The 18,938-nt window shown below is 66.7% G+C and carries 7 protein-coding genes; all 7 read right to left on the reverse strand.

The window, feature by feature from the left end; genetic code table 11:
- Positions 1-470: 470 nt before the first annotated feature.
- Positions 471-1,724, reverse strand: a complete 1,254-nt coding sequence (locus ACRWND_RS15325; protein WP_431949463.1) for a tyrosine-type recombinase/integrase — start codon at positions 1,722-1,724, stop codon at positions 471-473.
- 127 nt (positions 1,725-1,851) lie between these two features.
- Positions 1,852-2,091, reverse strand: coding sequence for a helix-turn-helix domain-containing protein (locus ACRWND_RS15330; RefSeq protein WP_431949465.1), 240 nt, complete (start codon positions 2,089-2,091; stop codon positions 1,852-1,854).
- Between the two features lie 604 nt (positions 2,092-2,695).
- Complete coding sequence (locus ACRWND_RS15335) at positions 2,696-5,362, reverse strand: RNaseH domain-containing protein (RefSeq protein WP_431949467.1); 2,667 nt, start codon at positions 5,360-5,362, stop codon at positions 2,696-2,698.
- On the reverse strand, positions 5,356-8,706 hold the full coding sequence (locus tag ACRWND_RS15340) for a hypothetical protein (protein WP_431949469.1): 3,351 nt from the start codon (positions 8,704-8,706) through the stop codon (positions 5,356-5,358). Before ACRWND_RS15340 ends, ACRWND_RS15335 begins: the two co-directional genes overlap by 7 nt.
- Positions 8,703-9,860 (reverse strand): hypothetical protein, encoded by a 1,158-nt coding sequence (locus ACRWND_RS15345; protein ID WP_431949471.1) that lies wholly within the window; start codon positions 9,858-9,860, stop codon positions 8,703-8,705. Before ACRWND_RS15345 ends, ACRWND_RS15340 begins: the two co-directional genes overlap by 4 nt.
- A gap of 316 nt (positions 9,861-10,176) precedes the next feature.
- On the reverse strand, positions 10,177-12,327 hold the full coding sequence (locus ACRWND_RS15350) for a UvrD-helicase domain-containing protein (RefSeq protein WP_431949473.1): 2,151 nt from the start codon (positions 12,325-12,327) through the stop codon (positions 10,177-10,179).
- Positions 12,327-18,932, reverse strand: coding sequence for a DEAD/DEAH box helicase (locus ACRWND_RS15355; RefSeq protein ID WP_431949475.1), 6,606 nt, complete (start codon positions 18,930-18,932; stop codon positions 12,327-12,329). Before ACRWND_RS15355 ends, ACRWND_RS15350 begins: the two co-directional genes overlap by 1 nt.
- Between the last annotated feature and the right edge of the window lie 6 nt (positions 18,933-18,938).

Genomic DNA, 18,938 nt, shown 5'->3' on the forward strand with positions numbered 1-18,938 from the left:
GTTGCACAGCGTCCCGGATCCGAGCGGCAACGGGCCGGTCCGTGGCGTGTTGCACCCGGAGTATCGAAGCCCGAGTCCCCACGAGGGCCGTGTTTCCCCTGGCGCCGCGTGTCACATACTGAGGCGGCTGGCAGGTGAACGCACGTCATAGAAGCGTCAGTAGGAAGTTGCGCCGCATCAACGCGCCGACAAATAAATGGTTTCCGTGCCATGAGACATGCCAGTCTGCAAGGCCGCACATCGCGTGCACAATGGCGCAGGAAGTGCCGGGAAACCGCGGGTAGGAGCGGGCACACCGGCTGAACGCCTTGTGGCCCCGACCGAGGCGACTGCCCTGGTCAGGGCCCCGGTGGCAGACGAGTCGAGCTGTACGCCGGGTTCTGTTCCGCTCGGGGAGCGATCACGCTCTGACCTGCATGTTTATGGGAGTCCGGCGGCTGTTCCGGCCCTCTGGGACTTCTCAGGGACTTTCAGTCGAGATCCGTGAGCCACGCCTCGATCGCGGACAGTCCCCGCGCGCCGGCCTGCGGCATGAAGTGAGTGTACGTCCGGAGCGTGAACGCCGGATCGGAGTGCCCCAGCCACTTCGCGAGCGAGACGATCGACTCACCGGCTTCGAGCATCACCGAGGCGTACGTGTGACGCAAGACGTGGAAGCCGTGCTCGCGACTCGGCTCCCAAACCCGCGACGGCTTCTCGCCCGGCTGCCGCTCGGGCAGCGGCGGGATGACTCCCACTGCGGCGAGCGCGGGCTTCCATGCCTTGGTGTTCCAGGTGGTGCGGTTGATCGCGCCGCGCCGCCCGGTGTAGACGAGCAGCGGGACAGTCACCTTGCGTCGGTCCTCGCGTGTGAGGTCGGGTTCCTCGGGGTCCAGCCACGGCAGGGTGACGTCGATCGGTTCGAAGCGTTCCTGGTGGGTGAGGAGCCGCTTCGCGAGCACCTTCGGCAAAGGCACGTCGCGCTCCTTGCCGCCTTTGGGCGGGCCGAAGTACAGCTGCGACTTATACATGAGGATCTGCCGCTCTATGTGCACGAAGTCGCCATGGATGTCACCCGGGCTGAAGCCGAACACCTCACCCTGCCGAAGGCCGCATCCGACGCCGAGGTCGAGCATGATCCGGTAGCGGTCGGCCAGTGCCCCCCGTACGGCGTCGACGCGATCCTGTTCCCAGGCGCGAGCCTTGCGCTCCGGCTTCTTCGGCGGCTTGATCGAGCTGTTGCCCTTGCACGGGTTGCGGTACAACCGCTTGTCCTCGACCGCGGCCTGCATGATCGCCTTGAGGTACACCCAGGCGACATAGGCCGTGCTCGACGCGACCGCCCTCTGTACGTCGGCCGACCACTTGCGCAGCTCCGCGACGCCGATGTCCCTGAGCGCCAGGTCTCCGAGCTGCGGCAGCACCTGCCCCCAGATCCGGTGCCTCATGCTTTCCAGCGTCTGAGCAGGGTGCACCTGGGAGGGCCACCAGTGCTTCTCAACGTACTCACGAAGGCTGATCGCACCGTCCCGCGCGTCGACGAAATCCCCTCGACGTGTGTCGGTCTGTGCCTCGGCCAGCCACGCCTTGGCGTCCGCGACCGTGTCGAATGAACGGTCACGGACGCCCGGTATCCCCTTCACGCGGTAGCGCGTGCACTTGCCCCATAGGGCGGTGCGCTCGCGCTTGCCCGTCTCCTTGTTCGGCCGCTTCTTGAGCCACCGGTCTTCGATGTAACCCGCCATACTCGTCTTACCCTCGGCCTCGCCTTGCTTCTCTCGGCGCGATCTGCGTCGCGATCAGACACACAGACGATCTCCGCGTGCATGAAATTCCGAGTGCTGCTGAACTCCTCAGACCCGTTTTCCCAGGTCAGGCAGCCCGGCGACGCTCACGCTGCCGCGGGGCCTTGTTCAGCGGGTTGAGGGCTGGGTTCGAACGCGAGTCCGCCTGCTGCTGTTCACTGAGCCACGCATCGAGCAGATCCCTGCGGTACATGACCCTCCCGCCGGGCCCCATCCGGAAGCTGGGCGGCCCTTGCCGGCGGTGGCGCCAGACGTAGAGGGTGTTCACCGAGATGCCCATGTACTTTGCGGCGTTCTGAACGTTCAAGAAGGCAGCCTCGATGGCGGGCTTTGGCTGGTTACGCATCGCGTCTCTCCGGGTAGGGCCGCCGAAGCAGCAGACGTTCCGTGCTCACGCCCATCTGCAGGCGAAGTTGAACGGATCGCCGCTGACGAGCAGCATCAGAATCCGGAGAACCAGCGGTTTGGTGTGGCTGCCCCAGTCGTGATAATGCAAAGCCCTGCGGTGTTGTCAGCTTTGGGCAGCACCAACAAGGGCGTGGCCACTGCGAACGACGGCGATATTCCCCGGCTGCGGCGCCGGAAAATTCCCCATGGGGATCCCGGCGCTGCGCCTGCGCGACCAAGGGGGCGTCGCTCGTCCCCGGCTCGCATGACAGCTGCCGGATCTTGCGGGTCGTGGTGGACTATCAAGGATGAGCGCAGCTCACCGCGGCAGCGGCTCCGAAGGCGTTCTTGACGGACCGCCGGACACGAGACACTGCCCAGGCAGGCGGGCCGCCCTCAGCCTCGCCACGCGTTCGACCACTTGCCTGGGGACAGTGGCGCCGCAGCTGGGGAATTACTCGGTCGTCGACAGCATCACCTACAACGCCCTGCTGGAAGCGTCTGAGCAGCGCACTCCTGAAGCATCAGGAGACGTCATCACCAGGCTGGTCGGTCTCGGTCTCGAAGCTGGGGCCGCGGTACTCCGGATGGTTTCGATCAACGGCACCGGCCACATGGAGCGGTACGGGATGGCGAGTGCGCGCGTCCCAAGCGAGCGACTGATGACACAGCGCCGCAGCCAGGGCAGCGAGATCCTTTGCCCTGTGCTCGCCCGGCTGGGGCACGGTGATCTGAGTCGCGGTAAAGCTGTGCCAATCCTTGCGCAGCAGCTTGTCCCTCAGGTCTTCAGGGATCGTGAAGCGGGTGTAAGTGCTGCCGTTGATGCCGGTCTGTCCGAAGCCGTCGTAGCTACGCGACTTCTGGGCGAAGTACCAGCTGGTCAGCCCTGTGGCTGTTGTCCGTTCGTGCAGCCAGTCGTCGGGGGCCTGTGGCCGCGCCGGGTCCCGCCGCCCCCGGGCGTCGGCGCGGTCGACCGGGGTCGGGACTTCGCCATACGACGTGTTGATGCTGACGACGGCTACCGAGCGGCCGTTGTCGTCAAGACCTTCACTGGGGAGTGTCGCTTCGCCGAACCGCGCATGCTGCAGTCCCGGCCAGATGGTTCGGCATGCTTCCGTGTCCACGAAGATGACGAGCGGTGTCTGTCCGGGCAGGATCCGCAGTGCGGCCTTGATGTGCTCACGGACCAACGCAGCGCCTTCCTTGTGACGGGCGTGCTGATCCACTCCGATCGGGCCTGTCCCGAAGGCAGCCTCCCCTTGGGGAAGGGGCAGCCAGGCGTGGTCGCGGCGGCTGTACATCTCCAGGCGCCAGGGCCAGCGCGGATCCGGATCGGTGTGAAGGGCCGTGAGGACTTCCACCATCTGTGTCCTGTCGGCAGAACCGATCTTCGAGCTGATCCGCTGCTGACGCAGGTGCAGACCGACGAGGATCGTGGGACGGTCCAGTGCGACCCCCTCGGCGAGGCGTCCGTCGACCGCCCCCATGCGAAACATCAGATCCCGCAACCCGTTGATGGCCGGGTAGTCCAGACGCGGCCGGCTCCGCTTCGGCTTCTTCGGCGTCTCGTCTTCCGAAGGCTCCGGGGCACCGTCAGCCCCAAGGATCTCAAGATCAGCGTCGGTCCCCGGCTCCGGTGGCAGACCTTCCTCGTCTTCAGGCTTGGGGGGCCTCGGCCGGGGGCGCTGGGCGATGAACTGGGAAACCGTTCCACGTCGGTGGAAGTGCCTGCGGAGATCGCGCTTCGGGTCGTAGACGTCGGCCTGCTGTCCCCTTCGGGTGGTGCGCTTCTTGGGGTTCCAGATCGTCTCTACCCACACACCAGTGAGCGCGGTACTCACAAGTGGGGCAAGAAAGGCAAGTTCACGGTCCCAGTCGATTGGCGTCGGGGAGACCAGAGCAGGCACCCGCCTCAGCTGAACACACAACCTCTCTGTGAGCTGGTGATCGCGGTTGTCGTTCCAGTCCGCGGCCTGTTCCGGGTCCTCAAGGTACGGAGTAAGCGCCGTGATCATCCGCTCGCGCGTGTATTCATCGTCGTACAAAGCGAGGACCCGCACCCGGTCCTGTCCCGTGCCGCTGAGCGCGTGGTCGACGTCCTCCCGTACGACCGGTCCCGTCGTGTGACGGATTACCTCGACGTCGGTTCGCCCGTACGTGACCTGCTCGATCTTCAGCTTCGCCGCAGCCGTCTTCACATGGTTGGCGAGGTAGAGGTTGAAGCGAGTGCCTGTGCCTTTTCCCAGCGGATGCTCGGTGGGCCCGGGCACCAAGGCGCGCACCGAGCCGCTCATGTCAGCCAGGGTCTCGTTGGTGCCCAGCTTGATTGCCTCCAGGTTGCAGGCCGAGACGACTTGGGCGGCGAAGTTTCGTGCGTACGGCTCCCATCCCTCGTCCGTGCGGCGGTGGCCGACGGGGAGACGAAGTACGGTGTTGTTCTTGCCACGTTCGACGAATGCGGTGCGGGTGCCGGCCCAGTGCGTGGCCAGCCTGCTGAAGGTCGGCAGAACGTGGATGCCGATCCTCGGTTCGCCGGGCAGGGTGATGACACGGAAGTCGAGTTTGTGCATCCCGTAGCCGATCCTCGCCGGTCGTTCTGTCTGCCCTTTCAGAACGTGGTCCCAGGCGAGCAGACTGCCTCTTGTGTCCATGAGCCATTCGAGGCGCTTGCCTGCGTCAGCCGTGCCTGCGGGCAGGTGGAGCGGCGTGCGAGCGAGTGTGGCGGCGAAGTTCCATGCGGCGACTCGGTAGAACCACTGTGGCGCGCGCGGTCGACCGGAGGCCGCGTTCTCGATGAAGAATCCGAGTTTGGGCTTGACCATCTCGCTCTGTGCTAGGAGCGGGGCGAGGGTGTTGTCGTCCGCACCGCCTCGAATGAGCTGCTCCCAGCTGCGGACTGCCCGTGTCAGCAAGCGGGGTGCGATGGGCTTGGTGGTGGCGAGGACTGCGGGGACTGCGAAGTCATCCTCGGGTGGAGTGATGGCGTCCGGCATGATCACGATGGGCTGGCTGGTCACGGCGGACAGTGCTGTGGCGAGTCCGGCGTAAGCGGGCCGTACCGGCTTAGAGGTGTCGTTGTCGCGGTAGCGAGGCAGCTGGCGCCATGCCTCGGAAAAGTCCTTGGTCAGTCGGTAAAGCACCACTCTGCCCAGACGCTCAGGTTCGAGGAGGTAGGCGAGGGACGTCAGCATGCGGTATCCAATGAGTCAGCGGTGACGTGGTGGTTCTCTGCGAAGGTGAAGAAGGCCTTGAGTGCCTCGCCGTTGGTGGTAAGCAGGGTGTCGAGTTCACCGGTGCGAGCCCAGTCAGCTCGGAGCTGCCGGATGAGGCTGGGCAGGTCGGAGTTGCCCTTGGGGTCCAGGAAGGCGTAGTCGACGAGGCGGATCCGGCCTGGTGTGCCGCCGCGGCGTGCACGGCCGACCAGCTGGATGATGGAGGCGATGAGCTCAGCGGCGATGGCCTTCTTGGCCCGGCGCGGCAGGGCGCTGAAGTAGCGCTCCCTGCTCAGCAGTTCGTCGAAGTACTGGCCGGCGGTCTTCTTGGATCGCGCGAGTTCGAGCCATGGCTTGTCGTGGACGCGGTGATCGTCTAGGGCTCTGGCGCCCACGTGAGCGAGCAGTTCGTCGGGGTCATCGACGATCGACATGGGGCGTACCGCGAGCCAGATGGAGCCGATCCGGGATCGGCGCTCGCCGGGCGTGAGGATGTTGAGGCTGCGTTCGGCGCGCTTGAGGGGGGCGATGAGGATACGGGCGTGGGCCAGTGCGCCGAAGTCCTCCAGTTGGTCCCCCGGAATCTCGATCCAGGGCCGGTCTTCGACGCCCAGCTCGGCTGCGGTTTCGGCATCCGCGTCAGGCCTCACTGCGGCAGCGATGAGGCCGGGTGGTGCGCCGGCGAGACGCATGCCTTCGGCCAGGTCTCGGCAGCTCTGGTAGGAGGTGGTGGCGAGGAGAATCGCGTCCTGAATACCCGGGAGGTCTGGTGCAGCGAGCGTTTCGAGTTCGCGCGAGAGCTCACTCCACAGCCTCATGCCCAGCTGTCTCGTGGCCTCCCGCCTCTTCTTGCCGGAGAGACCAGAGATCCGGATCAGCTCTCCCTCCAGGTCTGGGATGGGACGGGCGTCGATGACCACTGACGATCCTTCGTCCGGCACGACGAACTGGGGGCGGATGTGGATGTGGTGCCGATGTGCCCCAGGCATGTAAGCCGTTGCCGACAGTCCGAGGACGGCTCGGGGGTGCCCCGAATGCGCGAGCGCCGTGATCTGTCCCAGTGAAGTGATGTAGCGGTGCGGGTCGCCGCCGAACGCGGCGGCGCTGAGCTTGGTCTCGTGGGGTGACTTGGGGTTGTGGTCCTCGGTGAAGGCGAACACCAGTCGTCCGAGTGGCCCGTGCGGGATCGCCCTCCACTTCTCGTAGCCGCCCAGGGCTTGGGCGATTTCCTCTGCCGCCGGGACACCGGCAAGTTTGAGCTGTGGGGCGTCGTGAACGAAGCTGTACAGCATCTCCCTCAGCGGAACCAGGAACATCCTGCGAGCCAGGCGGTCGATCACCGCCGCTCGGGTCTTCCCCGAGGGAATCCAGGAGGCCAGCAGCTCGAACAGCTCACCGCGGGCGTGCTCCAGAACTCCTGCGGCGTCCATGGGAGCGGTGATCGAGCGCACCAGCCGTGCGAACTCTCGGACGTGCGGAGGTAGAACGTACGTCGCGATCTTTCTGTCATACACGGCTTCCAGCAGCACGGCCGCTGTCGAAGCCTCCCGCGTTTCGGGGGCGGTGGGCACGATGGCCAGGTCGTCCGAGAGGAAGGCTGCCAGGTGTCTGGACAGCCATCCATCCCAGCGTTGGGGGACGATCCACCGACGGCCGCCCCGCCTCCTGCCCGGCTTCTGCTGGTGCTTGTCGGAGAGTTGATCTCTAAGGGCTAGGTCACCTCGCGCCAGATGCATGGTGTAGGTCTCAGCCAGACGTCTGCATTCCGACACATTGGAGCGTGTCCGCTCTTCCAAGGCACCTGGCAACCGATAGAAGGCACTGACGAGCTGAGTGTCCACCTCCAGCAGCGGACGATCGTGCCCCCGGTCACCCCATGCCAGCGCGAGCCCACGCCCGGAACGGTCCATCACCGTCGACTGGAAAGCATCGAGCTCATCGATGAGGATGACCTGGGCGCGAGTCATGAGGAACTTCTCCACGCTGACCTTTTCGTCCACCGTCCCGTCATCCGCTTCGAGCGGGATGTGCATGCGCCCCTCATAGAGGTTGGCGTGCGTGGTCACGATGATGCGTGCCGAGGTCGCTTGGCGGGCCAGCCGGAACTTGCCGCAGCCCTGTCGGAAGGGGCAGACCTTCGGCGCCGGCATACTCCGGTAAGGCTCCCCGCGCGCTGGGCGTACGGGGGTCAGCTTCGTACAGGGCTCGCCGCCAGGCACCCATGTGTCCACCGCTTCGTCCACAGAGGCGCATGAGGGCAACTGGCAGGAGTAACCGATCCGGGCGAAGACCCAGTCGACGTATTCCGGGTCATGCGAGCCGTGAACCGCTCGGTCCAGTTCCCGCATCAGGCTGTTGGGGGACATCAGCGGGACGACCACGGTCGAGGCATCCGCACCCAGCCGTTCTCGGACGCCCCATTCCTCAAGATCTTGCTCGATCGAGTGGGCGAGCTTCAGGGCGTTCGCGTTGGTGCCCACGACCAGGGCGACGGTGTGCCCCTCCTGTACCGCCCAGGTCGCATAGCTTCGGAGCAAGACGCTCTTTCCGGAGCCTGTGGGTGCGCTCAGCACATTCGTCGGGCCCGCTTGCAGTCTCAGGACGTCTTTGACCGCCTCCCCCCGTGCGGTCCGCATCTTCCTGAAGAACGGGGCGAGGGTCTCCGCCCGGAACGCTTTCCCCGTCCCTTGGTCGAGCTCTGCGTTCAGTTGCAGAAAGTCCCGGATCTTGAGTGCTGGCTCCAGAAGCTCTGGAGCCGTGTGCATCCGTGCCGGCTGCGGCTGGTGCGGCGGTGCGTGGTGCTCTTCGAAAGTGTAGTAGGCGAGTACGGGTGCGCTCTGGCGGCCTGCCATAGGCACACGCAGCGTGTGGGTGTACTCGCCCGGCTTCGCGATCGCGCTGGCCACCAGCTGCGAGGCCCGGATGCCGTCCATCTCCGCCAACAGCTGGTCAGCGCAGGTACGAGGGTCCAGGCCATGGTGCGCGCCTACTCGCTCTCGGTCGTCGTGCAACCGGAAGCCTGGAACGCGACGCTCGAAGAAGTTGGTGTTGGCATAATCGCGGAACGCTGTGTCGTTCGCCAGCGGGTTCGCTCTGTGGGCGAGCAGTCGGCTGAGACGACGTTGATCATCCTGCGGGAGCGAGGCGAAGGACGCCCAGGCGTCGTACTTCCCCGTCAGAAGGTACTGAGCGGCCGTAAGCGTGGTGCCCGTCCTGCCGTCGGGGAAGTACGCCTGCGCGCAAGCACAGGCACAGGCAATGAGGCGGGACACGAGCTGGGACTGACGCCGCCCGAGGTCACCGTGATCGCGTGCGTCGATCACCGGTCTTTCCTCGCCTCGCCGAGCTTCTTCTTCAGGATCCGGTTCACGTCCTCGACCATGAGGACGGTGTAGTCCGGCAACAGATCCTGCAGCTCCTCGCGCTGCGCGGTGCCGCGGTGGTCCGGAAGGACGATGGTCTTCGCGACCAGCGGCTTCTTGGCGACCTCGTCGGCCAGTGCGGAGGCACTGGCCACGTCCTTGAGATCGATCGCCCATGCCCAGTCCAGCTCGTTGATGGCGAACCTCAAGTCGTAGGCGTCCTGATGAGGCCAAAGATCGACAGACATGGGCAGCTTGCCGTCCCACCTCTTGTAGAGCTTGATCTCCTCGACGCCGGGAACAACGATGTAGCGCCACACGGGGAACTCAACGCACACTGTCTGGCGATCACCGTCGTGGTGCACGATCTTTGCCGCAGGCTGCCGGCGCACCGTGTCGTCGCGTGGGCGGAGCTTGGGAGGCTGGCCTTCTGGCAGGCTGCGGATGGCGTATGCAGCGTTGTGGGGTTGGTAGCTGCAGCGCACCGATGCCCCGTTGACCCGCATGGGCCAGTGGCACACGGGGCACGGCCACCAGTAACGTCCTTCATGGGAACGATCCGGCGGCAGGGGAACGTAGCGGACTGGGGGCAGAATCCCGGCGTCGCTGCACAGGTCAGCGATGGTCCCTCGTTCACCGGCCGGGTGCTCGATCGAGAAGCGTCGGCGAATCACGTAATCCGCGTCGCTCGCACCCGCCTTGAGCCCCAGGAACGCGTCTTGCTCGACAAGCTCGTGCTGCATCCACGTCCACGTGGGCATCCAGCCGCGTCCGCGATCCCCTCGCTCCAGCAGCTCGACGATCGCCGAGCATCCGTCGGAGTAGACGTCGTCGCTGATCTCGCCCCACTCCAAAACCGTGACCCGCCCAAGGGGGTCATCCTCAAAGACTTCGGGAGCGAGCTGACGAAGCGGATGCCGCGAAAGCTGGTCGACGAGTTCAGCCGGCGTCAGGGCCTCACGGCCAGCACCGAGGATCGAGTTGACCACTCCAGTCATACTCATGACTTCGCGCCACGCCCGCGGTTCTTCGCGCCGGATCGTCCAGGCGTAACCGAGGCGGACGGTGGCGCTGACCATCATCGTCCGGCGCCGACTCATTACGGCATCAAGCACCGTCACTCCTCCATCCCACTTTACTGAGTGTTCTTGACAGAGAGCACTGCGTGACGGAAGTGATGATGCCGAACCCCTGAAGGTTCGGTGGCAAGCATCCGAGCGCGCGTGTCGCGCGCCCAGGGGCTTCCACCCGGCTGACCAGGGCGTTTCCATTCAGCCAGGGGTGGGTGGGTGAATCAGGGATTCACTCGCTCGGGTGACCTCGGTCCATACGGGACGCCCTGGCCGCATCAGTGATGGGCGCAGGACAAGGGGCGAGCAGCGTGATCGCCTGGGTCGACGTGAGCCAGGTGATGGCGCTGCTCACTGTCATCTACTGCGTACCGGCTGGCTCCAAGAACCGACTGGGTCGGCCCGACCATGTAATCGACAGCTGCTCCCGGGCACGCGTCGCGGAGACGAACAACAGCGACTGCTCGCGCCGCAGGTCAGCAGCGTGCTGCAGGTTGTCTTCGGTCTCCGGGGTGAGGGCGGTGGGCAGCGGCATGTTCTGTGCACCGGCCCCGACAACCGCGACGGCTCGGTACTCAAGGCCCTTGATGCGGTGCATGGTCATGATCTGGACGCCCTGGTCAGGTTCGGGGACGCGGGAGTCCTCGACCTTCACGGCCGCGAGTCCGGCGTCACGCAGGGCTTGAAGGACGGCGTCAGCAATCGCGTGGGTTCGGGCCACGACCGCGATCTCATGCGGCTTGATGCCTTCCCGCTGCCATCCGTCGACGCGCTTCGCCAGCGCCTTCATCTCCGCGGCGGGGGTCCGGTACTCCTGTGTCTCGGGGGTGGCTCCGGAGAGGACGGAGCGGTATCCGCGCAGCTGCTCGGGGTTCCCGTCGAGGTCGTCGAAGTCCGTGTTTCCGAGCAGGTTCAGAGAGGCGGCGAGGATCTGCCGGGTGGTCCGGTAGTTGAGGGTGAGCCGCCGGGATCGGCCACGGATGTTGATCCCGTGAGCGCTGAGGGATGTCCGGTTGTCGTAGATCCTCTGGTGTGCGTCACCCACGATGAAGAGGTCGTCGTCGCCTTCGGGGACCAGGGCGCGCAGCAGCTTCCAGTGCGCCGCGTGCAGGTCCTGCGCCTCATCCACGACGATGTGCCGGTATGGCCGCTCCTCGTCGGACCAGCCGGAGGCGATCCGGGCCGCCTGGGCGGCGAGCTGGGTGACGCCAGCGGCCTTCTCGCGGTCGAGCCTGCGCTCGAATTCCTCAATGAGGGACCAGACTTGGGCGCGCTCGGGCCGGTTCAGCCGTCTGCCGCGGCCGGCCCGTCGAGCGGCGAAGTACTCGTCTCGGCTGCGGATGTCCTGGGCAAGGACGACCTGCTTCCATTCGGCGTCGAGGAAGCGGCCGTCAAAGTGCGGTTCGGCCTGTTCCTGAGCGAGTTCGATCCAGCGGTTGAGGACGTCGCTGTCCTTGAGTCGGCTGGGGGCCTCCGGGCCGAAGGTCTCCTTCACCGTGCCGTAGGCGACCTTGTCGATGTTCCGGACATCGACCTTGGCCAGCAGTTGGGCTCCGCCAAGGTCCTTGAGCTGGGACTTGAGGAGGTTGGCGAGGTTGGTGGTGAAGGTGGTCAGAAGGATGGCTTGGCCAGGCGGCAGGCGCTCGGCGAGGGCCTTGACCCTGTGCAGTGCCACTACGGTCTTGCCGGTGCCGGGGCCTCCGGTGACGCGTGCAGGGCCCTTGTACGGGGTCTTCCGTTCGGCCAGGCTCCGCTGCGCAGGGTGAAGGAAGATCCGCCAGGCCGAGAGCGGCTCGGTCAGGATGCGCCCGAACTCGGCGATGTCGCCGGTGATCACAAACGCTTCCTTGGTGGCTGGACGCTCGATGGCGGCCTCGTAGTCCTGGGGGTCGACCTCGTCCTCGGTCGCGGCAACGGAGCTGACCTGTTCCCAGACTTCCTCGACGGACATGCCGTCAGCGAGGCACAGGATCACGTCGCGGGCCAGTTTCGGCAGGGTCTCGACGATGCCGAGGACGGCGTCCTCACTGTGGATCTCGCGGAGTGCCGGAACAATGGAGGAGTGGACGCCGAGGCGTTCGAAGTCGGCGTCGGAGACACCCTCGAAGAGCGCCGGCTTCTTGTCCGCCGTGCTGTCCGCATTCTTCGACTGCCCACTGAGGGTGCCATACAGGCTGCCTAGATTGATCAGCTCGATACCGCCTGTGACCTTGTTGATGTCGAAGAGGATGTTCGCGGCGAAGTCGTACGCGTCGTCGTGCGGCAGGACGGCGACCAGGTAGTAGATGCGGTCGGCGTAGTGCATGAGCACGGCGCGGTAGTTGTCGGTGACGCGCGCGGTGCGGACTCTCTTGTCCTTGGCGCCCTTCGGGGGCTTGAGGTTGAGGCCGTTGGAGTCGGGGTCACGCTGCATCTTCATGATGAACTGCAGCACAAGCGGTTGGACAGAGCCGTCCAGCGCGTCGTAGGACTTCCCGAAGACGTCCGCCATGATCACCTTGGCGCCGGACATCAGTTCCCCTCCAACTTCTTGATGAGCTCGGATACGTCCACGGCGCCGGCCTGGGCCACGTACCAGCCAGCGTTCTCGAACGCGGCGTCCCGTGCCTCGTCCACATCGATGAAGATCGCGACCTTCTCATCCTCCCAGGCAAGCTCAGCCAGCAGCGCCTGGTCTCCGTACTCGTAGCCGACTTCGGGCACATCGATGCATCCCTCGCGGGCTTCCTCGACCAGGGCGAGCAGGACGTGTTCGACCTTGCTCGATGCCCATTCGAGTGCCTCGGCCCACTGGGGCGGCAGTGCCGGAGGGGCCCCGCCTTCCGTGGGCAACGCGCTGGTCAGCAACGCCACGGTGTGCGGGTCCACCTGGTCGCTGGTGGAGACTGCTACATGGTGGAAGGAGCGCGGCAATTCGTCGCTGGCTGCAGGCTGGAGAAACTGCAGCAGGTTCGACCAGCGCAGCCAGTCCGTCCAACGGTTCTTGTGGTCGTCGTCGGCGACGGCCTCCGACCGGTCGTCGAGCACCGTCAGCGCGGACCATGCGCGCATGTCCGGCCGTCCAGTCCGCGGCTCTGGCCGACGGTCCAGCAGGCCCATGATCCGTACCTGGCCGGTGGTGCGGGCCTCGATCCCGAACGCCTCCGCGGTCCCAGGTGCGGCAGGCAGATCCGCGCCGCGCAGGATGTCATGAAGCGCTCGCCCGATCTCCTCGCGGTCCACAGGCTGCGGCTGTGCCACCGCTCCGAAGCCGCCCAGCAGGCCGGCTGCTCGCCTCGCCCACTTGGCCCGATCGGGATCCGTGAGGAACTCCAGCAGCGTCTCCACCGGATTGCGCAGCACCGGGTCGAGGGTGTCGTCAGGTCGGGCCTCGCCGACCAGGCCCTGGTGGATCTGGCGGGCTCGCCCGAGCGCTTGTTCTGCGTGCAGGGGCGAAGTCGGGGTGCGCACCTTCTGCCCCTGAACCGCGCCGCCGACTGCCGTCGCCCACGCCATCACGTCGCCCCAGGTCAGTTGCCAGACCAGGATTCCCTCGGCTCGGAGAGCCGCCCGCTTGGCCGCGTCGTCGGCGATGCTGTTGACGCGCTCGCTGGCGTGGAAGGCAAATCCGTCAAGGAAAACAGCGACACGTTCGCTAGGGCCATCAGTGCGTTCCAGGAGGAAGTCGGGTTCGGACGGCACGGCCGTGTCCATCCGCACGTGATCCCGCATGCGCCAGCGCGTGGCCGTACCCCCTCTCGTGAAACGCAGCTCGTGCTCGATGCCGCGCTGGCCGGCCTTGGCGGTGACCGAGCCGTCCTCCTCCTCGCGGCGTCCCCAGGTGATGAGCGTGCGGACGAACCGGTCCTCCAGCTCGCTGTCGACCAGCTGGTCGATGCGGACGCCGGAGAGCGTGTCCACGCGCTCGACGTCCCAGTCCTTGAGGATCTCGTCCAGGAGTTCCCTCGCGATGCGAAGGGAGACGTGCGGGTGCTCGCTGCTGGAGACAAAGGGCAGCAGGCAGCGGTGGCAGGGAGTGCGCTGCCCCTCCTTGTGGCAGGGGCAGTCTCGGAGAGCTGTCTGGGCAAGGCTCAGGACGCGGTGCAGCACCTTGGGATCCGCGAGGTGCTCAAGGTAGCCGGTGCCGCCGGGCATGGAGTCGTGCAGGACGAGGAAGCGCCTACGTAGCTCCCGGCTGTCCCCGGGCATGCTGTCGGTAGCCACGCGGATGTGGTCGGGGGCTCCGCCGAAGTGCTTCGTGATACCGAGGAGCAGTGCCGCCTTGAAGGAGACCAAGCGCTCTGTGAGATCCATCGTGGAGACGGGCAGCAGGATACGCAGAGCCTGTGTGGTCAGCTCATGGGCCAGGAGCAGCTTCTCGGTCGGCTCGTGGTTCACGCCGTCATCGCGGTGGGAGCACCAGTACGCATGCCGGGTGCCGACGCGCTGAGCGGAGGGGTCCCATGCCTGCGGATGCACGCCTCTCACCGCCCCGCACTCCAGGCAGGTCTCGAATCCAGGAGCCTGAAGCTCGTCGCCGCGGATCACGTGTGTCGAGCCCGGCGCAGCGGACGGTCCCAGATTGATGGTGCGGATGGTCGCCACCCGGGCGAACTCGACGCCGAAAGGCGGGGCCTTCTCCCCGGTCTTGCTGATGCGACGCCACGCCCTGAGCCCCTGGGCCTGGTCCTTGTCGATGTCGACCAAGGTGATCACGTCGAACTGTCGGCGTTCGCGCTCGTCGCGCTCGTCGGTGAGGCGGGCGTCCTCGCGACGTTCACGCGCGAGGACCCGCTCGGGCACCAGTACCTTGTGCACGGTGCCGGGGTCGGCGATCTGTGGGGCCGTGCAGCGCGGGCAGGCGGTGACGTCGAGTCCGGTCTCCTCTGTCGCGACGAATCCGCACTCAGGGCAGAACCGCCACAGTGCGTAGGCATCCTCGCCGCCTCCGGTTCCGGTGCCAAGGTCCACGCCGTTGACGATGAACTTGAAACCGTCGGTGTGGAAGATGTTGCCGGGGGCGAGTTCGGTGAGCGCGAGGCGTGAGCCTCGCCCGTAGTCGGTGGAGCTCTCGTCGAACTCGCCGTCGCTGTCGCGCCACCACAAGGTGGCGTCGAGGACGGTCGCGTCATCGTGGAGGGTGTAGTTGGGCAGGAGGCCCAGCCGCACGAGGGCGTTGATCGAGTTCTCCGCGACGAGCTCATCTCGGCGTCTACGCACGGTCCGCTGCTCGGCGAACAGCTGGCGCCGCTGCTTGTCACGTTCCGGATCCCCCGACGCTGATGCGAGGGCGTCGAAGGCCCGGCCGATCTGCCGCATCCTCGCGCGTAGGGCGGCCACCCGCTTGTTCCACGCGCTCGCGGCGGCCCCGACGGCCACCTCCAATTCCTGTGCAGCAAAGGACTCCACGCCCTGGCGTGCGGCCGGGCTCATCGCCGGGAAGAGCTTGATGAATGCCTGAAACAGCTCGGCGTGGCGGGCGCTGGCGACATCGAGGAAGCGGCGGAACCATCCATCTTCGGCCAGCCCCTGCCCGAACAGCTCACCGATGCGCGGGGGCATGGGACGCTCGGGGATCACCGTGCCTTCCCACAGGCTCCGGTCGGCGGCGCGGTCGAAGAGGAAGGCCAGGTACTGGCGTCGAAGGATCTCGGAGGCGTCCAGGTAGCAGTCCGGCGGAATGATCCTGCCCGCCAGCATCTGCTCCGGGGTGTGCAGGTAGTAGTGGCTGCGGGCACCCCGCGGGACGAACGTGACCGCCAGGGAGTTGCCAGTGCTGCGTCCCGCCCGGCCGATTCGCTGTGCGTAGTTGGCCGGCCCGGGCGGCATCGAGGCGAGCAACACTGCCGAGAGGTCGCCGATGTCGATGCCGAGTTCAAGTGTGGGTGTGCAGGTGAGCACGTTCGGGTCGAAGGCCGATGCCCGGTTCTTGAACGCGGCCTCGACTCGCTCGCGCCGCTCCCGGCTCAGCGCCCCCGTGTGCTCAGCAGTCAGCACGTCGCCGGGCCGGTCGAAGGTGTAGAGCCGTCGGTAGTAGTCGGATGTGTAGTCGCGGTCGTCCTCGACGAAGTGCCCCGAGCAGCGGAACCGCAGGCACGCGGTGCCCAGCCACTGCGCGCGCCGCCCCGGCGGTACGGTCTGCCGCCAGGTGCAGGTGTCGCAGCGTACGCCGCACGCGTTGACACCGTCCTCGTCGGAGGAAGCGCTGTCGTCGATGCGGTACACGAGCACATTGCGCGGCTTGAGTGCGTAGACGAGCGCCCCGCCTTCGGCGTGGTAGGTGGCCAGGATCTCTCGCTGTGCGAGCAGCTTCATGGCCAGCTCAGTGACCGCGCGGGCCTCACGCCGGTCACAGCCAAGTGTGCGGTGCCCCCAGTCCGCGAACCACGTGTTGTCCCGGGTAAGTGAGTCGAAGCCGGTGGTACGTGCGCCGCCGGCTACCGGGAAGGCGGGTGCAGCGAGCCCACGTGGGAAGGCCGGCATGCCGGTGGGCCTTCCGCCCCAGATCGGCCAGCGCCTCGCACCGGCCTGGCGGATGTACTCCTGCAGCCAGGGGTGAAACAGCGCGCCGCGCAGCCGCAGCCGCTCGACCAGGCCGCGCAGGAAGACCTCGTACGCCGCGTCATCCGTTGGCAGGGAGATCTGCCCGGGAAGACGCTGATGCCGCTCCCGCAACTCCGCGCACAGATACGGGAGTCCCTTGAGGTCGACCTCGGCGGCGGCCGTGCGAGTCAGTTCCAGGGTGCGGCCTAGGCGCGAGCGCAGGCCGAACTCCAGAAGGGTCTGGAAGACCAGGCGGCTGTGGAGCATCGCCGCGCCGGCGTCGCTGAAGTCGTCCGACTCATCGAGGAGGGTCCGGATGTCCGGGTTCTCTCGCAGGTCGGGTGGGACGATCGAGGCGAGTTCCTCACGCTCCCCCCCACCAGCGGCCATGACAACGGCCTCAGCGGCATCGGCCGCGAGATCGTGCACGGCGATCGACTGTCCCGGGACAAGGTGCTTGGTCAGCAGGCCACGAAGGGTAAACCCGAAGCTGCGGTTCGCGATGAACGCAGCCCGGTGTGTGGCGTCCTGCACCGCGTCGGTGAACACCAGCAGCTTCCGCTCGCTCTTGGCGAGCCCCCGCTCCGAAAACAACTGCGTCGTGGTGACCGACGCGAGAGTGGCCGTGCCCGCGCCGAGGAACCGCATACCGTCGTCGAGACCGCACGAGGGGCACTCCTCATCGGCGCCGACGGGCAACGGCCCCTGGGGGGTGATTACCGCGACGGTGTCCTCAGCTGGGTTGGTCAACAGCCGTTCGTTCTCCGCGTGCAGGTGCAGCACCGGGTATTCGTCCGGGCGAGCCCGCAGCATCCAGCGCACGGGCCGCTTCTTCTGCGCGGAAGCCTTGTAGATGTCCAGCGTGTTCGTCTTGAGCTGCTGCCACTCCAGTTCGGTGGACAAGGCAGCCCAGCCCGACCGGCCGCAGTGACGGCAGTAGACCGCCGGAAGGTGACGCCTGTACGGCGGGCCCACAGGACGGCGCGACACGTCCTCCCGGTCGCCGATCTCACCCGCGCTGTCGACCTCCATCGGCTGGTAGATGGCCAGATTGGCCGGGTTCGGCCGAGAGTCGCCCGTAGGGCCGTCGTCGTCGTACCAGCGGAAGTGCGGCTCAGCGGTCGCCGCCCGGATGACGCGCCGGACCTCGCGCACCCAAAGCTGCGCCTCAACGCGCAGGAAAGGGACGGGCCTTCCCGTTTCGGGGTGCGGAGTGCGAGCGTGAGAGATCAGTGCGAGGATCCGCGCGAACGCGAGTTCCACAAGGCGTGAGTCGCTTCGCGCGGCCTCGTCCCACGCGGGGCCGCCGCCGCGCTGCGCGAACTCACGCGCGATGTCCGGGACAGTCACCGGGATGCTGCCGGCAACGTCGAGGATGGCCTTGACCAGGATGTGTTGCTTCAACTTGGCGCCGACCTGCAGCGGGTCGGTGATCGGCTCGCCGAGCATGACCCGCGCCAGGTCCACGAGAGCCGCCTCGTCGTCGAGCGGATCGGGAAGCGCTGCCAGATCAGCGGGCGTCGGTGTGGGAAGGAGGAAGTCCGGTACGTCCACGACCTCGCCAGGCAGCAGCCGGTCCTCGCCGATGAGCGCGGCGTCCGGGAAGGGCGTGCCGAAAACCTTCTCCGCGAACTCCAGCAGAAGTTCGCGGTCCGACCGCTCGGGCCCCGCCGCGACGGGGCCGTCGGGCACTCCACCACCCAGCGTCGCCGACGTCGCCACTGGCGTGATGTCGCCGAGCGGAAGCCCCTCACGCGCGGCTCCGGTCGCCGCGCCGAGGCGGCGCAGCAGCATGGCCACATCGGTGCCCTGCGCGCCGTCGTAGGTGTGGAACTCGTCGAGGACGACGTACGCCAAGGTGCCGGACTGCCATAGCGGAACATCCGGGATCCGCTGCAGCAGGAGGTCCAGCATCTTGTAGTTCGTGAGCAGGATGTCCGGCGGATCCGCTCGGATCGCGTCCCGATCGGTGATCAGCTTCGTGACGGTCGGGTCTCCGGCGAGAGAGGTCGATCCGGTGTCGCGACCGTACGAGCAGGGCTCGTTTTCATCTTCGTCAGAGCCCGACCGGGGCCCGGACGCCCCACCGATGTAGATACCTGCTGTGACGTCCTTCAGCGCCTCTTCGGAGGCGAGGTACTCATCGATGCGACGGGCCTGGTCATCGGCCAGAGCATTCATCGGGTACAGCAGCAGAGCCTTCACGCCCCGCTGGCCGGCCGCCCGGGCTCGTGCACAGTGGTCCAGGATCGGCACGAGGAACGACTCGGTCTTACCCGACCCGGTGCCCGTGGTGACGATGGTGGGCTCGGGCTGGCGCCCGTCCTTCGAGGACAACCGCTGCCAGGCAGCAGCCTGGTGGGTGTACGGCGTGAGGCCTGTCGGGCTCCAGTCGAGCGCCTTCTCCCACCCCTTCGCAGCCTCCCGGAAGGGCGTACGGACCCGCAGATACGGCCCGCGGAACAGTCGACTCTCCGGCCTTTCCAGGAACGCGTCCAGTTCCTCGCGCACGTCGTCATCGGCAAGCGCGAAGCTCGTCGTCAGGTAGGTGGCCAGGGCTCGACGCAGGTCCTCGGCGACCAGAGAGGGCAGCATGACGGC

Origin of the sequence: Actinacidiphila sp. bgisy167, assembly GCF_965342175.1 — a bacterium.
GTDB lineage: Bacteria > Actinomycetota > Actinomycetes > Streptomycetales > Streptomycetaceae > Actinacidiphila.